The 22,527-nt window shown below is 31.6% G+C and carries 27 protein-coding genes and 2 pseudogenes; 18 read left to right on the forward strand and 11 right to left on the reverse strand.

The features are described 5' to 3' along the window. A partial coding sequence (locus COC46_RS15470; RefSeq protein ID WP_255294929.1) for a tyrosine-type recombinase/integrase occupies positions 1-983 on the reverse strand: 983 nt, incomplete at its 3' end. Between the two features lie 239 nt (positions 984-1,222). Here COC46_RS15470 and spoVK point away from each other — a divergent pair. Beyond that, on the forward strand, positions 1,223-2,170 hold the full coding sequence (spoVK, locus tag COC46_RS15475) for a stage V sporulation protein K (protein ID WP_098810687.1): 948 nt from the start codon (positions 1,223-1,225) through the stop codon (positions 2,168-2,170). 123 nt (positions 2,171-2,293) lie between these two features. Here the strand turns inward: spoVK and COC46_RS23150 are convergent. The 3 genes and pseudogenes from COC46_RS23150 to COC46_RS15485 all read right to left on the reverse strand — a co-directional run. Then, positions 2,294-2,394: pseudogene (locus COC46_RS23150) on the reverse strand (CorA family divalent cation transporter); the annotation flags it as partial. Between the two features lie 54 nt (positions 2,395-2,448). Continuing rightward, complete coding sequence (locus COC46_RS15480) at positions 2,449-2,826, reverse strand: CorA family divalent cation transporter (protein WP_141550916.1); 378 nt, start codon at positions 2,824-2,826, stop codon at positions 2,449-2,451. Positions 2,827-3,091: 265 nt separating this feature from the next. After that, a complete protein-coding gene (locus COC46_RS15485) occupies positions 3,092-3,739 on the reverse strand; it encodes a trimeric intracellular cation channel family protein (protein ID WP_255294930.1) in 648 nt (215 codons plus the stop codon). A gap of 136 nt (positions 3,740-3,875) precedes the next feature. On the opposite strand from COC46_RS15485, the gene hflX reads away from it, so the two are divergent. From hflX to COC46_RS15500, 3 genes are all read left to right on the forward strand, one after another. Continuing rightward, on the forward strand, positions 3,876-5,132 hold the full coding sequence (gene hflX / locus COC46_RS15490; RefSeq protein WP_098810732.1) for a GTPase HflX: 1,257 nt from the start codon (positions 3,876-3,878) through the stop codon (positions 5,130-5,132). A 3-nt stretch (positions 5,133-5,135) separates the two neighbouring features. Then, positions 5,136-6,407, forward strand: coding sequence for a methionine gamma-lyase family protein (locus tag COC46_RS15495; RefSeq protein ID WP_098810691.1), 1,272 nt, complete (start codon positions 5,136-5,138; stop codon positions 6,405-6,407). A gap of 245 nt (positions 6,408-6,652) precedes the next feature. After that, entirely contained in the window at positions 6,653-6,991 is a 339-nt protein-coding gene (locus COC46_RS15500) for a zinc ribbon domain-containing protein YjdM (protein ID WP_098810693.1), read from the forward strand. Positions 6,992-7,102: 111 nt separating this feature from the next. Here COC46_RS15500 and COC46_RS15505 read toward each other — a convergent pair whose 3' ends face one another. Then, on the reverse strand, positions 7,103-7,585 hold the full coding sequence (locus COC46_RS15505; protein ID WP_098810695.1) for a hypothetical protein: 483 nt from the start codon (positions 7,583-7,585) through the stop codon (positions 7,103-7,105). Between the two features lie 249 nt (positions 7,586-7,834). On the opposite strand from COC46_RS15505, the gene COC46_RS15510 reads away from it, so the two are divergent. After that, entirely contained in the window at positions 7,835-9,130 is a 1,296-nt protein-coding gene (locus COC46_RS15510) for an MFS transporter (RefSeq protein WP_098810697.1), read from the forward strand. A 182-nt stretch (positions 9,131-9,312) separates the two neighbouring features. Here COC46_RS15510 and COC46_RS22815 read toward each other — a convergent pair. After that, positions 9,313-9,657 (reverse strand): annotated as a pseudogene (locus COC46_RS22815) (transposase); the annotation flags it as partial. 378 nt (positions 9,658-10,035) lie between these two features. Between COC46_RS22815 and COC46_RS15525 the strand changes: the two are divergent. From COC46_RS15525 to COC46_RS15535, 3 genes are all read left to right on the forward strand, one after another. After that, a complete protein-coding gene (locus COC46_RS15525) occupies positions 10,036-10,509 on the forward strand; it encodes a DUF4825 domain-containing protein (protein ID WP_098810701.1) in 474 nt (157 codons plus the stop codon). Positions 10,510-10,571: 62 nt separating this feature from the next. After that, positions 10,572-11,021: an SMI1/KNR4 family protein gene (locus COC46_RS15530; protein WP_098810703.1), complete on the forward strand. Its 450-nt coding sequence runs from the start codon at positions 10,572-10,574 to the stop codon at positions 11,019-11,021. Between the two features lie 71 nt (positions 11,022-11,092). Then, positions 11,093-11,740: a serine/threonine-protein kinase gene (locus tag COC46_RS15535; protein WP_369700061.1), complete on the forward strand. Its 648-nt coding sequence runs from the start codon at positions 11,093-11,095 to the stop codon at positions 11,738-11,740. Between the two features lie 198 nt (positions 11,741-11,938). Here the strand turns inward: COC46_RS15535 and COC46_RS15540 are convergent, their stop codons facing one another. From COC46_RS15540 to COC46_RS15550, 3 genes are read right to left on the reverse strand one after another with little or no spacing between them, the layout of a single operon-like run. Further along, positions 11,939-12,472, reverse strand: coding sequence for a permease (locus tag COC46_RS15540; RefSeq protein ID WP_098810707.1), 534 nt, complete (start codon positions 12,470-12,472; stop codon positions 11,939-11,941). Beyond that, positions 12,469-12,951, reverse strand: a complete 483-nt coding sequence (locus COC46_RS15545; RefSeq protein WP_098810709.1) for a hypothetical protein — start codon at positions 12,949-12,951, stop codon at positions 12,469-12,471. Before COC46_RS15545 ends, COC46_RS15540 begins: the two co-directional genes overlap by 4 nt. After that, on the reverse strand, positions 12,944-13,285 hold the full coding sequence (locus COC46_RS15550; protein ID WP_098810711.1) for a PadR family transcriptional regulator: 342 nt from the start codon (positions 13,283-13,285) through the stop codon (positions 12,944-12,946). Before COC46_RS15550 ends, COC46_RS15545 begins: the two co-directional genes overlap by 8 nt. A gap of 350 nt (positions 13,286-13,635) precedes the next feature. On the opposite strand from COC46_RS15550, the gene COC46_RS15555 reads away from it, so the two are divergent. From COC46_RS15555 to COC46_RS22280, 5 genes are all read left to right on the forward strand, one after another. Further along, positions 13,636-14,118, forward strand: coding sequence for a DUF2975 domain-containing protein (locus COC46_RS15555; RefSeq protein WP_098810713.1), 483 nt, complete (start codon positions 13,636-13,638; stop codon positions 14,116-14,118). A 10-nt stretch (positions 14,119-14,128) separates the two neighbouring features. Continuing rightward, positions 14,129-14,350 (forward strand): helix-turn-helix domain-containing protein, encoded by a 222-nt coding sequence (locus COC46_RS15560; RefSeq protein WP_098810715.1) that lies wholly within the window; start codon positions 14,129-14,131, stop codon positions 14,348-14,350. Positions 14,351-14,412: 62 nt separating this feature from the next. Then, entirely contained in the window at positions 14,413-15,195 is a 783-nt protein-coding gene (locus tag COC46_RS15565; RefSeq protein ID WP_098810734.1) for a DUF817 domain-containing protein, read from the forward strand. Positions 15,196-15,385: 190 nt separating this feature from the next. Continuing rightward, complete coding sequence (locus COC46_RS15570; RefSeq protein WP_255294931.1) at positions 15,386-15,604, forward strand: hypothetical protein; 219 nt, start codon at positions 15,386-15,388, stop codon at positions 15,602-15,604. 43 nt (positions 15,605-15,647) lie between these two features. After that, a complete protein-coding gene (locus tag COC46_RS22280) occupies positions 15,648-15,797 on the forward strand; it encodes a hypothetical protein (RefSeq protein WP_176545178.1) in 150 nt (49 codons plus the stop codon). Positions 15,798-15,913: 116 nt separating this feature from the next. Here the strand turns inward: COC46_RS22280 and COC46_RS15575 are convergent, their stop codons facing one another. After that, complete coding sequence (locus tag COC46_RS15575) at positions 15,914-16,381, reverse strand: CarD family transcriptional regulator (protein ID WP_098810718.1); 468 nt, start codon at positions 16,379-16,381, stop codon at positions 15,914-15,916. Positions 16,382-16,773: 392 nt separating this feature from the next. Here COC46_RS15575 and COC46_RS15580 point away from each other — a divergent pair, with 392 nt between their 5' ends. Both COC46_RS15580 and COC46_RS15585 read left to right on the forward strand, forming a co-directional pair. After that, the gene (locus COC46_RS15580) at positions 16,774-17,697 is read left to right on the forward strand and encodes an SMI1/KNR4 family protein (RefSeq protein ID WP_098810719.1); all 924 of its coding nucleotides are present in this window, start codon (positions 16,774-16,776) and stop codon (positions 17,695-17,697) included. Positions 17,698-17,920: 223 nt separating this feature from the next. Then, positions 17,921-19,192 carry a hypothetical protein gene (locus COC46_RS15585; RefSeq protein WP_098810721.1) on the forward strand — a complete coding sequence of 424 codons (1,272 nt, stop codon included), beginning with the start codon at positions 17,921-17,923 and terminating at the stop codon, positions 19,190-19,192. A 346-nt stretch (positions 19,193-19,538) separates the two neighbouring features. Here COC46_RS15585 and COC46_RS15590 read toward each other — a convergent pair whose 3' ends face one another. Beyond that, entirely contained in the window at positions 19,539-19,721 is a 183-nt protein-coding gene (locus COC46_RS15590) for a hypothetical protein (protein WP_098810723.1), read from the reverse strand. A gap of 248 nt (positions 19,722-19,969) precedes the next feature. Between COC46_RS15590 and COC46_RS15595 the strand changes: the two genes are divergently transcribed. From COC46_RS15595 to COC46_RS15605, 3 genes are all read left to right on the forward strand, one after another. Beyond that, positions 19,970-20,677: a hypothetical protein gene (locus tag COC46_RS15595; RefSeq protein WP_098810725.1), complete on the forward strand. Its 708-nt coding sequence runs from the start codon at positions 19,970-19,972 to the stop codon at positions 20,675-20,677. Positions 20,678-21,007: 330 nt separating this feature from the next. Then, positions 21,008-21,424, forward strand: coding sequence for a hypothetical protein (locus tag COC46_RS15600; protein ID WP_098810727.1), 417 nt, complete (start codon positions 21,008-21,010; stop codon positions 21,422-21,424). A 307-nt stretch (positions 21,425-21,731) separates the two neighbouring features. Further along, positions 21,732-22,439: a DNA alkylation repair protein gene (locus tag COC46_RS15605; RefSeq protein WP_098810729.1), complete on the forward strand. Its 708-nt coding sequence runs from the start codon at positions 21,732-21,734 to the stop codon at positions 22,437-22,439. Positions 22,440-22,527 lie beyond the last annotated feature (88 nt).

Genomic DNA, 22,527 nt, shown 5'->3' on the forward strand with positions numbered 1-22,527 from the left:
TCACTCCCTCCTACTCGATTATTTTCCCTGAAAAATTGATAGTAACGTTTTAAAGAAACAGAAGTCTTCAATCCCACTAAATGTTGAATCTCTTCTACTAATAATCCCTCTTGTATTTTGCGAAGAATATAAGTATTTCTTAAATGTTGTGAGCAAAGTCCTTTTCTAAGCTCAGCTCTTTTAACCTCTAACCTGAGCATTTTTTGAAATGCGATTTCTGTTAATGCCTTTGGTGAATCTGTGTCGTAAACCCAATGGAAAGTCATTCTATTAAAGTCAAATGCGACAAAAAGCGGATGTGTTGAATGATAATGTGGTCTTACTGGCTCAGGAATCGTAACAAAATACTTATATAATAGCATCCGATCTTCTTTTGTAAGAATAATTGTTCTTTTAAATCCTTCCTTACTATGGACAACAAGTTCATTTAATGCGAAATTAATATCTCTCATTTGTAAATCAATTAATTCCTTTAAAGTAAGGCCATAAAACAACATTAATCGAATCATAATTTCGTTTCGATCCATTAGAAAAGGTCTTGCTTTTAATTGTTTTTCTGACAAATCTGTCGTGGATTGAACAATTGATAGTAATTTTTTTTCTTCATCCTCTGAAATAAAATCGTCTGTGGAAAGAGCTCGTGAAGGCCCAGCTAAATAGTTAGTCAATGGGATTATATTTTCAATTGAAGAATTATTAGATTGTAAAAATTTATAAAATTGATTTAGTACAACATAAATACGGTGCATTGTTTTCTCATTATATCCACGTTCAGATGTTAAATAATAAAAATAATCATTAAAATTTTGAACTTGTAATGTACTAAAATTTTCGTTAATTTTCTTAAAGTAACGGAAGCATTCTTCTAAATCATAACAATAGCGCTTAATAGTAGATTCTTTTCTACCTTTACTATTTAAGTGAGAGGCAAATTGCAAGATGACATCGGATAAAGTAGCGGTCGTTAAGTTTGGAATCGTCAAATGGATCAACTCTTCTCTTTTTCTCTAATTATATCAAATTAGTTAATAGTTTTTAGTAAAATTTAACAATCTTATCCACTTTAAGATATGTCTTTAGAATAAAAGTTTTGAAAATTATTTTTCGTACATATATTAGTAAAAACATAATTAGGAAATTTCTTGGGAAAGTTCGTCATACGTGAATGTGAGTGGAGATGTTTATATAGATGCTGTCCACAGAATAAAGAGAGGTGTCATATTTGGAGCAGCCAATTCGGTTAAAAGATAATGGCCAAATAAATGTTGTACTTAATACAGTGAAAAGAGGAGAGGTTTCTCCAACTCCAAGTATTGAATCTGTTAAAAAGCCTGAACATGAATTATTGGTTGAAATAGAGGATCAATTAAGACATTTAATTGGCATGGAAGAAATAAAAAAAATGATTCATGAAATTTATGCTTGGATATTTATTAATAAAAAAAGAGAAGAATTGAACTTAAAGGCCGAAAAACAAGTATTGCATATGTTGTTTAAAGGAAATCCGGGAACTGGTAAAACGACGGTTGCCAGGATCATTGGTCAATTATTCTTAAAAATGGGTGTACTCTCAAAGGGGCATCTAATCGAGGCAGAAAGAGCCGATTTAGTTGGAGAATACATTGGTCACACTGCTCAAAAAACTAGAGATTTAGTAAAAAAAGCAAATGGAGGCATTCTTTTCATTGATGAGGCATACTCACTCGGACGTGGAGGAGAAAAAGATTTTGGTAAAGAGGCGATTGATACATTAGTAAAGCACATGGAAGATAAGCATGGCGACTTTGTCCTTATATTAGCTGGCTATTCTTCAGAAATGGATTATTTCTTAAGTTTAAATCCTGGACTAAAATCTAGGTTTCCATTTATTTTGGAATTCCAAGATTATTCAGTTAAAGAGCTTTTAGATATATCGAAAAAGATGTTTGTTGACCGAGAATATATTCTATCTCGGGAGGCGGAATTCCGGTTAAGAGATTATATCCAGAAAGCTAAACTTGAAAATCGTGCTCATTTTAGCAATGGTCGTTTTGTTAGAAATATTGTTGAGAAATCAATCCGGACACAAGCAACTAGATTAGTATTTGAGAACGAATTTAATCGGGAAATATTAATGAGAATAGAAGAGAAGGATTTATTTACTTCAGACAAAATCGATACGATCAATTAACCGATTTTTTAGTTAGTGTCCTGTATTTTGCTCAACCAACCTTTAATATGAAAGTAGACTGAATTAATGAGACCAATTAAACTATTCAGGGATTATGCAATATAAATATCCAGTCCGCTATTATAACTTAGGCATATTAATACAATTCATGCCATAAAATCCTGCGATAAATGACATGGGCAAAAAATTGCACTTATTAAAGTTGAAGTTTTCATAATATCATTTGTACAATCAGATTTTAAGGACATTTGGAGTTCGATAATACCTGCATGCTTTCTTTAAAAATTATCAAGGGCGTTAATAATTCGTTCATAGTTTTCTTTTATCTCAATAAAATAAAATCCTGCATCCTCACTTAAGAATGGAAAATCTGCCTCTACGATTTGATTAATGACATTTACTTGCGGTTCAACAAGCTGTCTTAAATCTTGGAGTTGGACTTTCCATTTGAAAATTTTCCTACATAGGTCTTTACTAAATGGATCATTAAATAAGTCTCGTTCAATCTGCTTAATTTCGTTTGCAAACCGATAAATTGAGATTAGAATCTTCTCAATAACTTCATGAAAAATTTGATATAAATTATGTCCAACGTGATCTACTTTTATATAATTTTGATTGAATTCCTGTGTTACATATGAATAGGTCAATTTCATTATAGTGTTGGCAAGATAAGGTATAATATGTAAAGCAAAAAACAATCCTTTATATTTGGGTTTGTTCTTTTTAGGCTGTTGAAAAGGAAAATTGTCAATATTGCTTTCTGCATTTCCCTTAGGAGTCAAGCATCGTTTCGTTCCAATCAACCTATACTAGAAAAAAGAATTTTATTTGCATCAGCTATAAATCAATTAGAAAAAAAAAGAGGAATCCAACAACAAAAAAACAAACCAATTAAAGGTTTGTTTTTCACGGACTTATTTAATTTATCTTATGAGTGTTTGATTCATTTAGATCTACTATTGAGCCATTAAATGATCTTTTAGGTAGACTCCAATTATAATGCACTGATAATAATCTAAGAAGAACGATACTAACGAATAATATTAAAAGTTCAAAATTCGAATTAACAAATTTATTGCCAACTAAGACACCTACAAGTATTGCCCAAAAAGCATATACTTCTGAATGTAGTACCATTGGTTTTCTTTTTGCTAGTAGGTCTCGTACAATACCTCCACCAATTCCTGTTAAAACAGATGCTACGATGACAGCACTAACTGGTAATTTTAATTCCATTGCATAGTTTGCACCAAGAATTGCAAAAGCGGATAGACCTATTGAATCGAATAAAATATCTAATTTCTTGAATGGTTTATTCGATATTTGTGGAAAGAAAAAAATAATCGTCATAGCTACTAATGCAATTGTGAAGTTTGTTGTTTGACTCCATATATAGTTGATTGGATATCCTATTAATAAATTACGTAATGCACCGCCACCAAAAGCTGTAGCAAAGCCTAGAATATAGACGCCAAATAAATCATAGTCTTCTTCCATAGCAACTACTGCACCACTTAACGCAAAGGAAATAGTACCAATAATGCTAAATAACTCCCATGTTTCCAAAAAGCAATTCCCCCGCCCTTAATAAAAAGATGAAAAATAGTCCAGATATCATTATAATAAAGAGACAGTTAAGAGTAAAGAAGATTTAATTGCTTAGAATTGGTTAAAGAAAAGGTGGAATTTTGTGTCTAATGAAATGAGAGAAAAAGCCATTTTAGTTGGATGTCAGCTTCAAAATGTTGATGATGATCGTTTTAATTATTCAATGGATGAATTAGCATCACTTACGAAAACTGCAAATGGAGAGGTAGTTTTAGTTACCTCACAAAAAAGAACTAAATATCATTCAGCGTTATACATAGGGACAGGTAAAGTAGAAGAGTTAGAAGCAGCAATTGCAGAGCTGGAACCAGATGTTGTAATTTTTAATAATGAACTGACCCCATCTCAAATTCGAAACTTATCTGCAAGATTAGAAAAAAGAGTAATTGACCGTACTCAATTAATTTTAGACATATTCGCACAGCGAGCGAAAACAAAAGAGGGAAAATTACAAGTTGAATTAGCACAATTACAATATTTAATGCCAAGATTGGTTGGTCAAGGAACAGAGTTATCGAGACTTGGTGGAGGTATTGGTACAAGAGGACCTGGTGAAACAAAGCTAGAATCTGATCGTCGTCATATTCGAAAACGAATTGATGATATTAAACAGCAATTAAATGTAATCGTTGAACATCGTAAGCGTTATCGCGAGAGACGTAAGAGAAATGAAATGTTCCATATTTCTTTAGTAGGTTATACAAACGCAGGAAAATCAACATTATTTAATCGATTAACTAAATCTGACGTGTATGAACAAGATTTACTGTTTGCGACATTGGATCCTACGACTAGAAAATTTGTTTTATCAAATGGTATGACAACTTTATTAACTGATACTGTTGGTTTTATTCAAGATTTACCAACTTCACTTATCGCAGCATTCCGTTCGACGCTTGAAGAGGCAACAGAAGCAGACTTTATTCTTCATGTAGTAGACGCTTCTCATGAAAATTATAGAAGTCATGAAGTAACTGTTTCTAAATTGCTGAATGATTTAGATGTTGAAAATATTCCAATGTTAACTGTCTATAATAAAATAGATCAAGTTCACGAGGATTTTGTACCTTCACCATCTGAAGGTTTTATTGAAATGAGCGCTTTAAATGAAGATGATTTAGTAAAATTGCGTCAAAGAATTGAATTCGAATGTAAACAGTATATGGAATATTTTGAAGTGTTCATACCAGCTTATGAAGGTAAATTGATTCATGAAATCAAAAAACTAACGATGATTGAAACAATTACTTTTAATGAAGAAACTGAAATTTATCAAATAACTGGATACGTTTTTAAAGAACATTCAATTTATGATACAGTTAAAAGATATAGAAAGTATAAGGAGCAATAATCAATGCTAGAATTATTATCAAACGGGGAAAAAATTGCACCACTAGTGGCAGATGTAGAAAAATTAATTTCTGAAGCTCATAAAGAAATTGACGAGGTAATTGAATATAACCAATTTAAAGTTTTACAAAGCTTTCGAAAGCATAAAGTGAGTGATAGTCATTTTATCCCTTCGACTGGATATGGTTATGATGATATTGGAAGAGATACACTAGAGGAGATTTTTGCAGATGTATTAGGGGGAGAAGCAGGTTTAGTTAGACCGCAAATCATTTCAGGAACTCATGCAATTTCAACAGCTTTATTTGGTGTATTACGCCCAGGTGATGAGCTGTTATATATTACTGGTAAACCATACGATACACTTGAAGAAATTGTAGGAATTCGTGGCGAAAGCGGAAATGGCTCATTAAAAGACTTTGGGATTGGATATGAATCAATCGAATTAGTAAATGACGAACGAATAAATTATGAAAAAGTAGCAAATCGAATGACAAGTAATACGAAAGTCATTGGAATTCAAAGATCAAAAGGATACGGTACAAGACCTTCATTTACAATTGAACAAATCAAAGAAATGATCGATTTTGTAAAAGAAATGAATCCAAACGTAATCGTGTTTGTAGACAATTGCTACGGTGAGTTTGTTGAAAAGCAAGAGCCATGCCATGTAGGTGCTGATTTAATGGCAGGTTCATTAATCAAAAATCCTGGTGGTGGTCTTGCAAAAACAGGTGGTTATATCGTAGGACGAAAAGATTTAGTTGAAAAGTGTGGCTATCGCTTAACATCTCCAGGAATTGGACGTGAAGCTGGTGCATCACTTTATGCGTTACAAGATATGTACCACGGATTTTTTATGGCTCCACATATTACAGGCCAAGCACTAAAGGGTGCTTTATTTACTGCAGCATTTTTAGAAAAGCTAGGAATGAACACAAATCCTTCATGGGATGCAGTAAGAACAGATTTAATTCAATCAGTGCAATTTGATGATAAAGAGAAAATGATTGCATTTTGCCAAGCTATACAAGCTGCTTCACCAATCAATGCACACTTTACTCCAACGGCAAACTATATGCCTGGATATGAAGACGATGTAATTATGGCAGCTGGGACATTTATCCAAGGTGCAAGTATCGAATTAACTGCTGATGGTCCAATAAGAGCACCATATATTGCTTACATACAAGGTGGCTTAACTTATGCTCACGTAAAAATTGCAATTTGTTCAGCCGTTAACTCATTAATTGAAAAAAATCTTTTAGTAATATAAAACAAAATAGCTCATGACATGATTGTCATGAGCTATTTTATATATGAAAATAATTGGGGACTTACTTTCATAATGATGAAGGTTCTTTCTATGTATTTATCTTACATGTTAATTCTTAAATTAACCTTAACATTATTATTAAAAATTTATAATGATGATATAACCTTGTATTAATAATAGGATTATGCCAGTATATAGAAGTTGAGATATAACAATAGTTCCAGCAATGAGCGGAGGTAAAAACAATGGAAAAACTACCTAATTGTCCTAAATGTAATTCAGAATACACATATGAAGATGGAAATCTTTTAATTTGTCCGGAATGCGGTTATGAATGGACACTAGATTCTGAAAATACGAATGATGAAACAAAAGTAGTGAAAGATGCAAACGGAAATATTTTAAACGATGGGGATTCGGTAACAGTTATTAAAGATTTAAAAGTAAAGGGCACATCACTTGTCGTTAAAATTGGGACAAAAGTGAAAAGTATTCGACTAGTTGAAGGCGATCACGATATCGATTGTAAAATTGAGGGCTTTGGTGCTATGAAGCTGAAATCAGAGTTTGTTAAAAAGATTTAGTACTTTACATTTATTATTTGCAGCTGGAAAAAAAGAACTTTTAAAAAAATCAATATCTAAAATAAAGAGAAGGTATTTAAGAACCTTCTCTTGTTCATTTTTACATTAGGATTACTGTGATTTTGTTTGATCGGACGAAGAAGCTGTTTGGTTAGATCCGAACCTTTGCTTTACGATTTCATCAAGCTTTTTCATAACTTTGTGGAAGCCAAACCCAACAATGAATGAAATGCTTATTTGAGCATAAACTGAATTGGGGTTTTTCGTGAAGTTAATGGAGAGTAATCCACTGTTTATTAGGTTAATCGTCATCACTGCAGTTCCAGTTGCAAAAATCGGGTAAAATACATACATAATCCACTCTTTAGAATTCGTCAGTTTATTTGCCATAAATCGAACGCAAAAATGATACAAATGATAAAGTGATCCACCTATTGCACCAGCAAAAAAGTAATAAAGAAAATAATTGAGGCCGTTTATGCTCTCAGCGTATACATCCCCGTACTTGTACCAAAGCATACCAACCAAAAGAAAGCTGCCGAAAAAAACCACACACAAATAGGTTAAAATAAACACAATTTGTTGTTTGTTCATATACTCCCCTCCTAGTACTACGGTATGCATCAGTGAAAGATTTTTTGCAAAAAAGAAGATAATCATGCTACTGAAAATATTAATCAAAGCAGAAAAATATAAGTAGATAAAATGTTAATTTCAAAAAATAATAGTTTGATATAAATTGATATTTGTTAAAATAAAAGAGATGTAATTAAAACGTTTTCATTCATTGGATAGAATTGCATTCATTTTTTTAAATCGTACGTCATAGAAGAAGGTGTTTAAATGTACAATAAAACGCATATTTTGGCAAATAATTATGTAAATTCAGAGGAAAAACAAAGAACGCTATACAAACGGACACTGCTGATTGTTAGCATTTCGCAAATTTTTGGTGGTGCTGGGTTAGCTGCAGGTGTTACAGTAGGCGCGCTTCTTGCACAAAAAATGCTAGGGACAGATGCTTTTACAGGACTTCCAGCATCTCTTTTTACTTTAGGTTCAGCAGGTGCAGCTCTAATTGTCGGAAAGCTTTCTCAAAAATTTGGTCGACGTATCGGGCTGGCCTCAGGATTTCTTACTGGTGGACTTGGAGCAATCGGTGTTGTAATTGCAGCAATGACAAACAGTATAATCCTTTTATTTGCTTCTCTTTTGATTTATGGAGCAGGAACAGCAACAAATTTACAAGCTCGATATGCAGGTACAGATTTAGCCAATAATAAACAACGAGCAAAAGCAATAAGTATTGCAATGGTTTCTACAACATTTGGTGCGGTTGCAGGTCCCAACTTAGTAGGACCAATGGGGAAATTTGCAGTTTCAATTGGTGTGCCAGCACTTGCAGGTCCCTTCATCTTATCCGCAACAGCATTTATTTTGGCAGGTCTCTTTCTATTCGTTATGCTTAACCCAGATCCATTAATAATGGCTAAAATGATTGAGTCAAAAAAATTACAGCAAGTGGTTGTAAAACAAACTTCACCAGTTGAAAGTATGAAAAACAATAGAGGAATTGTGGTAGGAGCAACGACAATGGTATTAACACAAATTGTTATGGTTGCTATTATGACGATGACACCCATTCATATGAAGCATCACGGTCATGGACTCAATGAAGTAGGTATCGTAATTGCATTTCATATTGGCTCAATGTATCTTCCTTCACTCATTACTGGAATACTTGTAGATAAAATAGGTCGAACGGCTATGTCGATTGCATCGGGAGCCACTTTATTACTAGCAGGAATAACAGCTGCATCAGCACCAAGTGATTCTATGATTCTACTAATAGTTGCGCTTTCATTACTAGGTCTAGGATGGAACTTTGGACTAATTAGTGGGACTGCTCAAATTGTTGACTCAACAGATTCTACTAATCGCGCCAAGACTCAAGGGACAGTGGATGTATTTATCGCTTTAGCAGGTGCATCTGGTGGCGCATTGTCAGGAATGATCGTAGCCAATTCAAGTTATGTAACATTATCATTAACAGGTGGAATTTTGTCATTAATTCTTATACCAGTCGTGATCTGGTCACGTGGTGGAAAGAAAGAACGTGAAAAAGGAATTCATATGTAGAATGGAATAGAATTTTTTACTTGAGTAAAAAAGGAGCTGATCAATCAGCTCCTCAGATTGTAGAGAAACCCCTGAAAATTTCTCTACACTCTTTTTTATTACATCTTTCTTAGTTGATTTAATCAAAAAAAATAGTGTTATAAACAAAAAAATACAGCTATTCTGTACGTGTTAGATGCATTGCGATCTTCTTTATGTTCTGAACTTGTTGAGTGATGTGGGACAGAATCATTAATTTTCAATCCTAAAAACCAACTATAAGCAAGATCCATTTGGATTTCTCGTTCTAATTGACGTTCAGAACGTATTCCATAAAGTTAACCAATAAACATCATCTAAAAAAGAACGATTGGATTAATTGATGGACGTCCATTATTTTCACAATAATAAGGAGCTACTTTATCAAGAATGAAAGAAAAATCGATAAATTTATCTATTTTACGAAGAAGATGATCTTCAGGTACTATTTCTTCAAGGCATACAAATTCTACTTCATTTTGGTATTCTCTCGTATTCGATAACATCATTTCACCTCAACACTTTGATGATTTAATTATATCAAGAGAAGAGAATATAATGATTAAATGTGACAAAAAAATAGACTCTTTTTTTGAAAGATTGTTGGTTGAAAAGATTTTACAAAAAGCTTTGGGTAATGATTGGAACGTAAGGTGCTCGACTCCTGTGGGAGATGCGGGAAGCCTGAGACCCCGCAGGCTTGCCGAGGAGGCTCAGGTCTCGCCCCACGGAAAGCGAGCATCCTGGAGTGGAAATCGACAAAGTACTTATTTATATAGTTAAAGTTTACATAAATAACCAAAATAAAAGGCCGTCGACTTTTTCGACAGTCTGAGGAGCTGATCAATTAGCTCCTATTTCACAATTAGTAAATAAAGGGGGAAATTATGAAAAAAGTTTTAATAATTTTCATTCCATTATTATTTTTATTTCTGGATTTAACTAGTTGTTCTATTAGTAAAAGCTCAAATAATGATATTTTTCAATTTAAAAATTCTTATATCGGTAATAACAGTGCTGTGGGCAGTATAATAAAACAATTACCAAATCATAAAGAATTCATCAAAATGTCACTCCAAACAAAAAAGAAGCCTTATGGTATGATGATTGATTATCATAATTTACCTGCTAATACTAAAAATATAGTCATTAATAATGCAACATACTTATTTGCGTTAGTCAAAAATGTAGAGTGGATTACTTTTGATTTTGCTGACAAAAACTATACTATGACAAGACAGCAACTAAATGAATGGTATGGAAAAGATGTGAGTTCGTATACGAATGAAAAGGACCTAGAAGAACTTATTCACACTAATTTAAAAGAAAAAAGCAAGATCAATCAGTTGTTTATAAAATAATGTCTTATTAGAATTATAGAGTCATATAACGAGTTAGTATTAAAGAGGTGTCTAATTTTAAATTGAAGTATAACATTTGGCTAGAAGAAAACGCTTTTTATAAACTAGAACCATTAACAGATGGGATGATCGTAAAGGCAGAAGCAAAGCTTAAAATTAAGTTGCCAAAAAAATACATTGAAATCCTCAAACAACAAAACGGGGGAGTCATTAAATTTGATTCATTTCCTACAGAAGTCCCAACATCTTGGGCTGATGACCACGTTAATGTAGATCATATTTTAGGAATTGGTGAGGATTCTGGTATTTTAGAGAGTGGGTATCTTATTAAAGAATGGGATTTGCCAAAAAATATTGTTTTAATCTCAGGTGATGGACATTCGTGGATTGCACTTGATTATAGGAAAACAAAAGAAGAACCACCCATCATTTATATTGATGTGGATGATGATCAAATTATTAATTTATCCCCTAACTTTGAAACGTTTTTAAAGGGTTTAACGAATTGGTAAATTTTAAATAGGCTGATCGATTGAGAAATAATAGTAAACGGATTTAAAGGGGTAACGAAATGTCTATTTTAATAAATCAAACTGAATTTAAAGTTCTAATTGAAAAAGAACTAATTACGAATGTAATCCTCAAGAGTGAACACCCAAATGACCCAATAGTAGTTAGGAATATACCTGAAGGTTGGAAATGCATTGGATCAGGTAATTATGCAGCTGTTTTTATTCACTATTCTGAACCAAATGTGGTTGTAAAAGTGTATGGAAAAGATATACATGGTTTAGAAAAAGAAGTTCAAGTCTATAAACAATTAGGAGAGCATCCAGCTTATTCGAAATTAATACAATACGGTGAAAAATATCTAGTATTAAAAAAATTAGAAGGAATTACCTTGTACAATGCCCTTGCGAATGGCGAGCGAATACCAGAGAGTGTAATTAAAGATATAAATATTGCACTTAAGTATGCGAAAAGTCGAGGGTTAAACCCATACGACGTTCACGGAAAAAATGTGATGATGAAGGATGGTAGAGGATACGTTGTAGATATATCAGATTTTTATAAAAAAGGAAAAGATGATAAATGGGACGATCTAGTCAAAGCTTACTATAAACTATATAAAAAAACTTTGTATAAAGTACCGATTAAAATCCCGTATAAATTCTTAGATTTTACTAGACACTCTTACAGATTCTATAAAAAATTTAAGAGAAAGTTTTAAATTAGATAATGTAGGGAGATAGCGGTTTAAACTTGAAAAGACTAGCTTACTTGGCTAGTCTTTTTGTATATAGTATTGTCTTTCATGTACTCAATTAAGAAAAGTAATTCACTTCACTAAGGAAGACTAGTGTTTTCATATCGTCAAAAATTCATATATTGTAACACTCTTCTTCACTTCATTCTCCAGGAGTTTTTTCTATATCGAAATATCTTGATCTTTATCATAATTTAACAAATGTCTTTGATCAAAAAACTTTTCAAAAATGATACCCACTAAATAGTAAAATACTAAGCCAAAACAAATATGAATAAGTGTAAATTTTATTCCAAATGAAGCAAATTCATATATAACAACGGGTAGTTTAGCTGTTGTCCAAACTCCTAAAAAGAAGACAACATAACGAATGCTTGCTCCTTTTTTCAATAAAAGCACCGCAATCGGAAAAGCTAGGTATAGAGGACCAGCTGCAATACCTCCTAGTAAGAGCGCAAACAAAACTCCGTAAATTCCAGATTTATTCCCCATATATTTAATAAGAGTTTCTTTTTCAACCCATTTGTCAAGTAAGCCTACGAATATTAATACTGGTGGTAGAAGAAATAACATATTTAAAATACTATTTCCAGTTACTTGAAATGCTTTCATTCCAACTGAGTGATTTAGTAAAGTTAGTACAATGAAACCTACTAATAAAATAAAAAAGAAACGATACTTTTTTAACTCATTCACGCCATCACCACCCAAATAATATAGGCAAATATAAGCGACATTAATAGTCCAGATGCATTACGTGCATACGCAAAACTTCTTCCAAATAATTTTTGTTCCATAGGTAAAGTGATCATACCGACTGACATTAATGTTGACATTAATACAGCTACTTGGGGAAGTCCAGCACCATTCTGGACTAATGTTTCTCCAAGAGGGAAAACGATAAAACTAGGAATCAGTCCAACTGAACCAATTAATGTAGAGAGGATAATCCCTTTTATTCCAGATTGTTCTCCAATAATTGATGAAACGATAGTAGGTGTTAATAAGGATAAGGATAGTCCTACAAATAGCATAATAGATAAAATTTCAGGCAAAATATTACAAAACATTTTCCAGGATTTTAATAGAGCTTCTTTCGTTTTATTTCGATCTTTTATAAAAGAAATTATCGTAAGAGTTATTGCTAAACTATATAGGATCGAAGCATTAATCATGCGTATTCTCCTTCCATACATTGTATTTGTTCAAGAAAAATGTTAAATTCTTAAGTTTTTCTTCAATATTAATTTGAAACTCTTTTAATTTTTCTTTTCCTATTCCAGTTATTTTGTACATCTTTATCGGCTTATCCTGTTCGGATGTACCTAAATAGGACTCCACAGCACCTTCAGTCTCTAATTGCTTTAGAGTGCGATATAATATGGAACTGTCAATTGGATTGATCGGAAGTTCTTCTTCACACTTTTGCAAAAGCTTTCCACCATAGCTATCTCCTTCTGTTAAAAATAATAAAAGAAATGCACCAGTATGTCGTCCTGTATGTTTCATAAAGTTTAACCTCCTAAATTTGTATGTTTTCTCATAAAGAAAAAATTTATACTGTTAATGACATTATACTGTTAATGACAGTGAAGTGTTACTAACAGTATATTTAATCTTTTAAGTTATTACAACTCTAACATTTTGAAAAAATTTCTCTTCCTGAGGTGTGGAGCGAGTGGATAATTAATGTTTTACGCGAGCATTTCTTTAGCTAAGGAATGCTTTTTTACTATTTAAAAAAATGCAAGGATATTTCCATAACGATAATAATATAATAAAAAACAACAATAATTTATTGTAAAACAATAAATAATGTGTTAAATTCTAATTGAAAATAAATTAGTGAGGTGCTTTTTATGAAACGAGGTTCAACACTCTTCTTAAAAATAGCAGTTATTCTTATTGGGATCCCGGTCCTTGCATTATGTATATTTATAGTCCCTGAGATTGCGGAATTTGCAGCTGTGTTGTATCCAAAAATAGCTTTAATGAAATATTTCATTTTTATTGATCTATATGCAGCAGCAATTCCTTTCTATTTTGCTCTTTATCAAGCATATAAACTTTTAAACTATATTGATAAAAACAAAGCTTTCTCGGAATTATCGGTTAATGCATTAAAAAATATAAAATTTAGTGCGATAGCAATTAGTGTCTTGTATGTACTAGGATTGCCGCTTTTCTATTTAATTGCGGATATGGATGATGCTCCAGGTATTATTGTCATTGGAATGGTGTTGATTTTTGCTTCGATGGTAATAGCAGTCTTTGCTGCCGTTCTTCAAAGGCTTTTGAAAGAAGCTATAGATATAAAATCAGAAAATGATTTAACGGTCTGAGGTGAGAAACATGGCAATTATAATTAATATTGATGTAATGCTGGCGAAAAGAAAAATGAGTGTAACGGAGCTTTCGGAGAAGGTTGGGATTACGATGGCGAATCTTTCAATCTTGAAAAACGGGAAGGCAAAAGCGATTCGTTTTGTAACATTAGAAGCGATTTGTAAGGCTTTAGAATGTCAACCCGGTGATATTTTAGAATATCAAAGCGATGAAGAATTCAAGGATTAAATAAATTAATGAAAGGAGAGCTAATTGTGAACTTAACACTTCAAAAGGTGGAATCACAAATTATAAGAGCATTTAAACAACTTGTTCGATTTGGCTGGGAGCAGGCTTTATCTTGTCTATTCCCCGTTGTTATTTTTGCCTCTCTGGCTTTTACAAAAATTGTTCCACTTCCATTTCTACCACGGTATGATTGGTTACTAGTTATCTGTATTTTAATGCAGTGGATCATGGTGCGTTCAAGACTTGAAACAATTGATGAATTAAAGGTTATCACAATGTTCCACTTAATCGGACTTGCACTTGAACTTTTCAAAGTACATATGGGATCTTGGTCTTACCCGGGGGAAGGTTATTCTAAACTTTTTGGAGTACCGTTATATAGTGGCTTTATGTACGCGAGTGTTGCAAGTTATCTTTGTCAGGCGTGGAGAAGACTGAATGTTCATTTGCTTAATTGGCCACCATTTTTTGTTGTTGCTACACTAGCAGCAGCGATCTATTTAAATTTCTTCACTCATCATTATTGGGTAGACGTTCGTTGGTGGCTATCAGGACTTGTCATCATAGTCTTTTGGAAATCTTGGGTCACATACGAAGTTAATGGAACAAAATATCGAATGCCAATCGCACTTTCTTTTGTACTAATTGGATTTTTTATTTGGATTGCTGAAAATATTGCAACGTTTTTTGGAGCATGGCAATACCCGAATCAGTCGGTAGCATGGAGTCTTGTTCATCTTGGTAAAGTAAGTTCATGGCTCTTACTAGTAATTGTTAGCTTTCTGATCGTAGCAACTTTAAAGCAAGTTAAAGGAAAAAATTCAACTGACAGGGCGCAACTTTAAAATATAGACTACCTTGAAAATTAACCATAATATTTTCATGCGCCATGGTGCGAATTTTCATTAGCATGGATGTCTCTGTTGAAAAATAATGTTGATTTTCTTATTCAACGAAAGGGCAGATTAGTGAAAGAAGAAATGGCTAAAATACTCTTATATAGAGTATTGATATAGTTAGGAAATTGGAGGTAAAATGATTAACTTTTTTGATTGGAAAATAGAAATGGTAGAAAGTTTAAAACCGTATATAGATATGGAAAATAAAAGAATGGCTATTCTTACAACTGAAGATGATGAAATTCATATGGCTTTAGAATTTGATGAAAACAATAATTTAGTTATGCACCCAAGATGGAATATAAACATTACTATCTTAGGTGATAAACATTTAAAATTCACTACAAATTCATAAAGATATTCTTCAAGTAACGGGTAGAATAGTTGTTAAATATTCCTTGGAAGATGATATAAATACGATTGAAAAACTGGCCAAAGAATTCGAACTAGAAGGAAAAATTAAACTAAAAGAGTGGACACAACTTGATGATTCAATCTATTTAGATGGAATTCTGAAGTATACATCCAATTATGAACAAATTGAATGATGAATGGAAATTAAAAGGGGAAACAAAACGGGGTGGTTGTGTTTTTTTAATATAAGGAGTTTGATTTAAATATTTGAAATTCTAATCTCATTAATATAAGTTTACTTGATTATTTTTCAACTGAATAATAGTTCTTTGGCTTGAATATCTGTGATCCCTTTAACTAAACTGAATTCACTTATTAAAAACTTACTTGCATTTCCTAACATCAGTTTTTCACTTGAATTAAGAGATTTCCCTTTTTCTATACGTAATAAATCACGTACTACTTCTGCACCTTCTTCAATATTACCGGTTTTCATTTTCTCAGTATTTAGCTTAAATCTCTGTTTGTATGAAAGAGAAAAATCAGATTCTCCATTATGAAAATTATTTAATACATTGTCGAGTGTATGTGAATCAACAACCATTCGGATTCTTGAAATATCCATTTTTGAAATTGGAATCATTACTTCCATCTTTTTTAAGAGTAATCTTATAATAAAATACTGCTGTATTTCACCTTGCACTTCTTTTACTTCGATAGATTCGATTATACCTGCTCCTTGCATTGGATAAAAAATACTATCACCAACTTCAAACATATTCTACACCCCCATTTAATTACTAACCAATTAAGCATAACATTAATTGGAATTTTGTCAAAATAAATATTTTATCACTATTAAATATTTAACGTCAATAAAAAAATGTTTTATTAGTATTTTTTTTAAAAAAATGAGTAAAGAACATACAATGTTTTAATTTTAAATTTATCAGAACGTAGTGGGATTAAAAGCTTTTTGAACTAAACGCATGCGTTAGCCATCCATGAATCCTCAGATTCACAACAGTGAATGGAAGTTTATATCGTACTCCCATGGTAGTTGAACAACATGAGAGGACTGTTTTGTCAGTCCTTTTGTTATGAAAACTGGGAGTAAAACAGATATTTTTATGATATTTTATAGTAAATGAACTTCTTGGGGGGATACATATGGGATGGTCGAACTACGAAAAAGCTTTAGCACTATTAGAACAAAACAAAGTTGATTGTGATTACGTTGGTGAATGTTCGGACCATTTAATTAAGAAAGCAGAAACTGCATTAGGTTTGAAATTCTCAAAAATATATAGTCATTTTATTAAAAAGTATGGTGCAGGTGTTTTTGCAACATATGAAATTTTAGGCGTCACTCATGAAAACCTTCATGAATCACCAAGTCCAGACTATCCAGATGCAGTTATGTTCACTTTGACAAAAAGAAGACTGAAGCGTTTACCAGAAAACTTCATTACTATTATTGATTATGATCCAGACATTGTATATTGTTTAGATTTTAATAACCTCAATGACGAAAACGAACCAGCAGTCGTTTCTTTTAATTTAGGTGAGTACTGGGGAGAAGAAGAAATGATTGCTGAAGATTTTGGTGATTTTCTTTTAGAGATTATCCAAGATGAAATAGAGGCAATAAAATTATCGCCAATTAAAATTATTTATGATGTAGAAGCACTAAATGGTACATGTTATGTGGAAATTAAACCTGGAAAAGATACAGGTAATCATTGGAATCAAGAATCTATTTACTTTACCGATGAGACTTTTACATATTTATCACTTTCAATTGAAAAGATGTATAAGAAATATAGTCTTTGGGGTTTTAGTGAAATTGATAAATTTACATGGGGCTTGATCCTCGATGACTTAGAAGAGCTGAAACTATTTTTAAAAGAAAATCCAAAAGAAAATGAAGTGAAAAATAAGATCGGATTTTTGTTTGATGACAAGACAGAATCCCAATTTAAAGAAAACTTTAATCAAAACATTTTAGAATTAATTAATTTAATCATAGATTTTCAAAAATGGATTTCTGAACAATGTAAAAGGCATGATTATATAACAATTTTAGGAATTTAATTTACTATTCCTTGTTCAACTAACCTGCGATAGTTGTATAACTTGAGTTGCTGCGGCAGCTCATTTTTTGATTAATACTGCCAGGTTGCTTCAATAAGGAATTGATTACCAATAACTAAGTTTTTAATATTTAAGATAATCAAAGTATATCGATAATGAAAACCAATTGAATAAGGAATGGTACATTGACAAAAGTGCTATTGCGTTAGAAATGAGGAGTATGATGGATAAAAGAGTAAAGGAATTAGTGGATTTTACAAGTGAAAAATGGGGGTTAGAAAACTATTACTTACATACTTACAATTTTTATCGTAAATTAAATAGTTTTAATGAGACTATTTATACTTTAACCATGGAATGGTTTCCTTCGCATATAACTGATTGGGTGAATGAAGATTACAATCCAGATGGTACTGCTTCTATTGACTTAAATGTAAATAGTCGTCAATTTGAAAGTGTTATTTTTGTTGGTGGTAAGTCCTATTCAAATAAGAACTTGTTTCATAGTCTAAAGACCAATGACATTATAAAGTGGATTGAAAAGGAAACTGGGCTAAAATATGGTTGTCAATTTGAGCTGAAAAAGGAAGAAGATGGGGAGTTTTATTTTCAAAGTAGTATAGGTGGTATAGCAGTTTCTCCTTGTGGAACAATTGAAATTAAGGTCGATCAAGTAGGGAAAATGACTTTTTTTTCACTGTACGGTAAATTTCCTTCAAAAGAAACATTAGTAGATGAGAATTTTTCACTTAATCTTGATGACTTGGGACAAATTGTAAAAGACCAATTGGAATTAATCGAATATCCTGTAAATAAACAAAATCGTATAATTCCGATTTATGTAATTGAAGAAATTTTTGTAAGGAATGATTTATCCGTAATACCATTTGATTTTGATAGAGGAAAATTTAAATTAAAAATAAAAGAGAACATTCAATGGCAACCATCTAACACAAGACCATCTTTTAAAAGAACACTAATTGGACCACTTAATGAAGATTTTTCAATTGATCAAGCCTTTTCATGTGAACCTCATCCTGATTTATTGCTAATTTCAGATGATGAAATAACAAAATGTATAATTGGTGTTAGAGACTTTTTGTGTTCAGTTTTTCCAAAAGATTCTGGAAAATGGTTAGTGGAAACCTTACATCGTGACGAAGGATATATAATAGCAATTTTAAAAGAAAATGATCAAGAAAGACAAGTTTTTCAGGGAAAGCTCAAGCTGTTTATTGATACAACGACTTTTATGGTTTTAAATTATATTGATAACAAATTTAAGATAGAAATGATTGAAGGCTTTCAACAAATAGAAAACATAAGTATTAATAAAGATACCGCGTTTGAAACAATAAAAAGTAAGATTGAATTAATTTCTTTATATGTTTTTGATTTTGAGCAAAACAAATTTATAAGATGTGGAAAAATTGATAGTGATTTCTGTGTAAACGCATCCAACGGTGAAATTATTGCATTAGCTGACTATTTATGAACATAACGAAAAAAATAAGCTAATTTAACAAAGAAATACAAGTCGATATTTTCAAACAAAAGAATCCTTTGTCCCTAAATCAATGTCACAAATTGTATTGTTCATGTTTGGCTAACGCTAGCTTTAGTTGAATTAGGAAAAACAAAGACCGGAATTTGTGGTCTTATCCATTTGTTCAAAAATCAACATTTTACTTTAACAGAGCCAAAATAAAAAATGTAGAAATAGAAATAAATCATAAAAAATAACCTGTATCAACGATTAACTAGTAATCTAAGATACAGGTTTATTTAATATTTTATATCATTATAAAAATACAATGATATTTCCCAAACCTAATAGTTAGTTACTTACCGATAAGAGACATAAACCCTTTATATATTAGGAAAAGGGAGAAAATTAAAATAGCTAAAATACCAATTAAATCAGTTAATGGCTCTACACTTGATAAGAATGTGCCTGCTAAAGGCAATTTGATTAAAGCAAAACCAGCTAAAATACTAGCTAACATTAAAATAATTCTTTCCATTCATTCATCCCTCCATTCAATATATTTTATGTTCAATTAAAATGTAAGTGCTTTCAAATACAAGCTTTTATAAAAAATGTGCGTTTGTCATGTTAAATATTTAAATAGGATAAGACTATAGATTCACTATAATTCAACCTACTAGTTTGGCTAACTTTTTTTGAGTTTATATTTTGTACTAATGGAGGTAATTTCATTAAATTAATTGAATATCATTTGAAAATAAGACTAATTTTAAGGGGGATTTCATGAAAAGAATTAAACTCTTTATGATGTCATTTATATTATTGCCAGTACTACTAGTAAGTTGTCGCTTTATGCCATCAGAAGGTCAATCAATTATAGATTGGATTGACTTTGTGAAATTGGATGGAGTTGAATATTATGGAATTCAAACAGGGATTATAGCAGATGAAAAATTTATAGATGGAAAATTAGGCGAAGTAAAATTCAAAGTAGCAGATCATGTTACAAACCCGAGATACAAAATAAAAGATGGAGATGCAGCATTTCATGAGAAAGGAACAGAAATCTATTCAATTAAGGATAACCCTGAGTTAATAGCTTTAAAAGACAAAACATCAATAAATGGGTATAGAGTCTATTATGCAAAAGGTACAACTGATTATAAATGGTATTTTAAAGATGTACCAATTGATAAGGTAAATTTGATTAAAATCTATCAATCTCAAACAACTAACAAGAAAAAAATATCATCGATTATTGACAAAGATAAAATAAATTACTTTCTTACAATCTTAAAGAATAGTAAGGAAGATTCAAATTTCCAACCAAATGTTACAACTGCAGATCCAACCCATTATGAAATAATTTTGTATACAGATGATCCAATCGCTTATAAATATGATATGGAATTTGACGGTACGAACTACTACTGGTATCCATGGGATCTATCTGTTCTATCAGATGAGATTGGAGAATATATCTCAAATTAAACTTAAATACATACTACTCGGCAATTGTGGCCTTAAAAAAAGGTGGGAATGCTAGCCTACTTAGATCAGAATGGAAAAAGTATCGATTATTTTGTTTATAAATAAAACTCGCTAACTTTTAGCGAGTTTTTAGTTTGCTTAAAACTTTTACTATAATATCTTGAAAGATTATGCTCTTTAGATCTGGTAAGGCGAATCGAAACTTCCACTAGTTAACATGAGATATAAATATATATCTTAAACATTATTAATATACTAATTCATTTGGAAAAATGGTAAAATATGGTATGTAGTTGGTAGAAACGGAACTTTTTTATGGAGGGACTATTTTTGAAGAGGCCATATATTTTCTTAATAATTATTGCAATTTGCATTGGTGGATATTATTTTGGATTGAACAATAATAAGCCGAAAAATGAAATATGGATTGGTTATAACTATACTAAAATTGGTAAAAATGTTATCAGTTTCATTCCAGTAAAAGTGGAAAGTAAAACAAAATTGAAACAATTAGAAGAGATATTTTTATATAGTCAAAAACTCGAACATCCGACTGTTGATTTAGCTACATATGATGTTCAATTAACATTCAGAAGTCCTGTAGAAGAGAATGTTGAGTATAGTTCATTACTTTGGTTCACAAAAAGTGGTGCTGTTATAAAAATCAATGCGTTTAATGGATATAGAAGTGTAGGGATCGAAAATGCTAAATCAATAAAAAAAATAATAAACTATACAGAGTTGTAATTTTATAAAATGATTTTAAGTAATTGAGCTGCTGTGGGGTGGCTCATTTTTTTGTTTAAATGTTATCCTATTTTATGAGCTTAAAGTTTAGTAAAAAAGAAATGATATAATATTGTTGTTTAGTGTAAAGAATGTGTTATTTTTTAGAAAATAAGCAGTCTCTCACTATACTCGGGAGTTTAGAAGGATATAATGAATCGTATAAGAGTAATTTGAAATAGATTAAAATTGTAAATAAAATTAGGATAGTGAATCTTAGAATTATGTTAGATGTGAAATAGTATTTATAGAAAGGAATTTTAAAACAATGGAATTTGAAACGGTTATGCAAGAGCTAGAAGCACTTGGTAAGGAACGAACTAAAAAAACATACATAAGCAATGGTGCTCATGAGCCACTATTTGGGGTAGCTACTGGGGCGATGAAGCCGATTGCTAAGAAAATTAAAATGAACCAGGAATTGGCCAATCAATTATATTCTACAGGTAACTACGATGCTATGTATTTTGCAGGTGTAATTGCGGATCCACTGAAAATGACTGAAGAAGATTTTGAACGTTGGATTGATGGTGCGTATTTCTATATGCTTTCAGATTATGTAGTTGCAGTAACATTAGCTGAAGCCGATATTGCGCAGGAAGTTGCGGATAAATGGATTGCAAGCGGTGACGAACTTAAAATGTCAGCGGGTTGGAGTTGTTACTGCTGGCTGTTAGGTAATCGTTCGGACTCTGAATTTAACCCTAGCAAGATTTCAGATATGCTAGACCAGGTGAAAAATACAATACATGATTCTCCTGAAAGAACAAAATCTGCAATGAGTAATTTTATCTACACAGTGGCTATTTCATATTTACCTCAGCATGAAAAAGCAGTTGAAACTGCAAAAGCGATCGGACCGGTCGAAATTAAGAAAGAAAAGAAAAAGAGCACAATCATACTTTGTTCTGAAAAAATTCAAAAGGATTTAGATAAGGGGTTACTTGGTTTTAAACGAAAGAATGTAAGGTGTTAAAATAAATTATTTTAACGCCTATATCACAGGTAATAATAAGGCCGAATCAATTGATGTGATTCAGCCTTTTTTTACGTGCGCCCAGCAT

Origin of the sequence: Bacillus sp. AFS041924 (assembly GCF_002577195.1) — a bacterium.
Lineage (GTDB): Bacteria > Bacillota > Bacilli > Bacillales > Bacillaceae_G > Gottfriedia.

What these genes read in the sequence shown, in the direction of transcription:
- COC46_RS15510 (WP_098810697.1), top strand. Translation starts at nt 7,835, where the DNA reads ATGTACAATAAAACGCATATTTTGGCAAATAATTATGTAAATTCAGAG.
- COC46_RS15590 (WP_098810723.1), bottom strand. Translation starts at nt 19,721, where the DNA reads ATGGAAAGAATTATTTTAATGTTAGCTAGTATTTTAGCTGGTTTTGCT.
- COC46_RS15585 (WP_098810721.1), top strand. Translation starts at nt 17,921, where the DNA reads ATGGATAAAAGAGTAAAGGAATTAGTGGATTTTACAAGTGAAAAATGG.
- COC46_RS15525 (WP_098810701.1), top strand. Translation starts at nt 10,036, where the DNA reads ATGAAAAAAGTTTTAATAATTTTCATTCCATTATTATTTTTATTTCTG.
- COC46_RS15480 (WP_141550916.1), bottom strand. Translation starts at nt 2,826, where the DNA reads ATGAAATTGACCTATTCATATGTAACACAGGAATTCAATCAAAATTAT.
- COC46_RS15570 (WP_255294931.1), top strand. Translation starts at nt 15,386, where the DNA reads ATGATTAACTTTTTTGATTGGAAAATAGAAATGGTAGAAAGTTTAAAA.
- COC46_RS15545 (WP_098810709.1), bottom strand. Translation starts at nt 12,951, where the DNA reads ATGATTAATGCTTCGATCCTATATAGTTTAGCAATAACTCTTACGATA.
- COC46_RS15550 (WP_098810711.1), bottom strand. Translation starts at nt 13,285, where the DNA reads ATGAAACATACAGGACGACATACTGGTGCATTTCTTTTATTATTTTTA.
- COC46_RS15605 (WP_098810729.1), top strand. Translation starts at nt 21,732, where the DNA reads ATGGAATTTGAAACGGTTATGCAAGAGCTAGAAGCACTTGGTAAGGAA.
- COC46_RS15580 (WP_098810719.1), top strand. Translation starts at nt 16,774, where the DNA reads ATGGGATGGTCGAACTACGAAAAAGCTTTAGCACTATTAGAACAAAAC.
- COC46_RS15560 (WP_098810715.1), top strand. Translation starts at nt 14,129, where the DNA reads ATGGCAATTATAATTAATATTGATGTAATGCTGGCGAAAAGAAAAATG.
- COC46_RS15495 (WP_098810691.1), top strand. Translation starts at nt 5,136, where the DNA reads ATGCTAGAATTATTATCAAACGGGGAAAAAATTGCACCACTAGTGGCA.
- COC46_RS15555 (WP_098810713.1), top strand. Translation starts at nt 13,636, where the DNA reads ATGAAACGAGGTTCAACACTCTTCTTAAAAATAGCAGTTATTCTTATT.
- COC46_RS15500 (WP_098810693.1), top strand. Translation starts at nt 6,653, where the DNA reads ATGGAAAAACTACCTAATTGTCCTAAATGTAATTCAGAATACACATAT.
- hflX (WP_098810732.1), top strand. Translation starts at nt 3,876, where the DNA reads ATGAGAGAAAAAGCCATTTTAGTTGGATGTCAGCTTCAAAATGTTGAT.
- COC46_RS15595 (WP_098810725.1), top strand. Translation starts at nt 19,970, where the DNA reads ATGAAAAGAATTAAACTCTTTATGATGTCATTTATATTATTGCCAGTA.
- COC46_RS15575 (WP_098810718.1), bottom strand. Translation starts at nt 16,381, where the DNA reads ATGTTTGAAGTTGGTGATAGTATTTTTTATCCAATGCAAGGAGCAGGT.
- COC46_RS15505 (WP_098810695.1), bottom strand. Translation starts at nt 7,585, where the DNA reads ATGAACAAACAACAAATTGTGTTTATTTTAACCTATTTGTGTGTGGTT.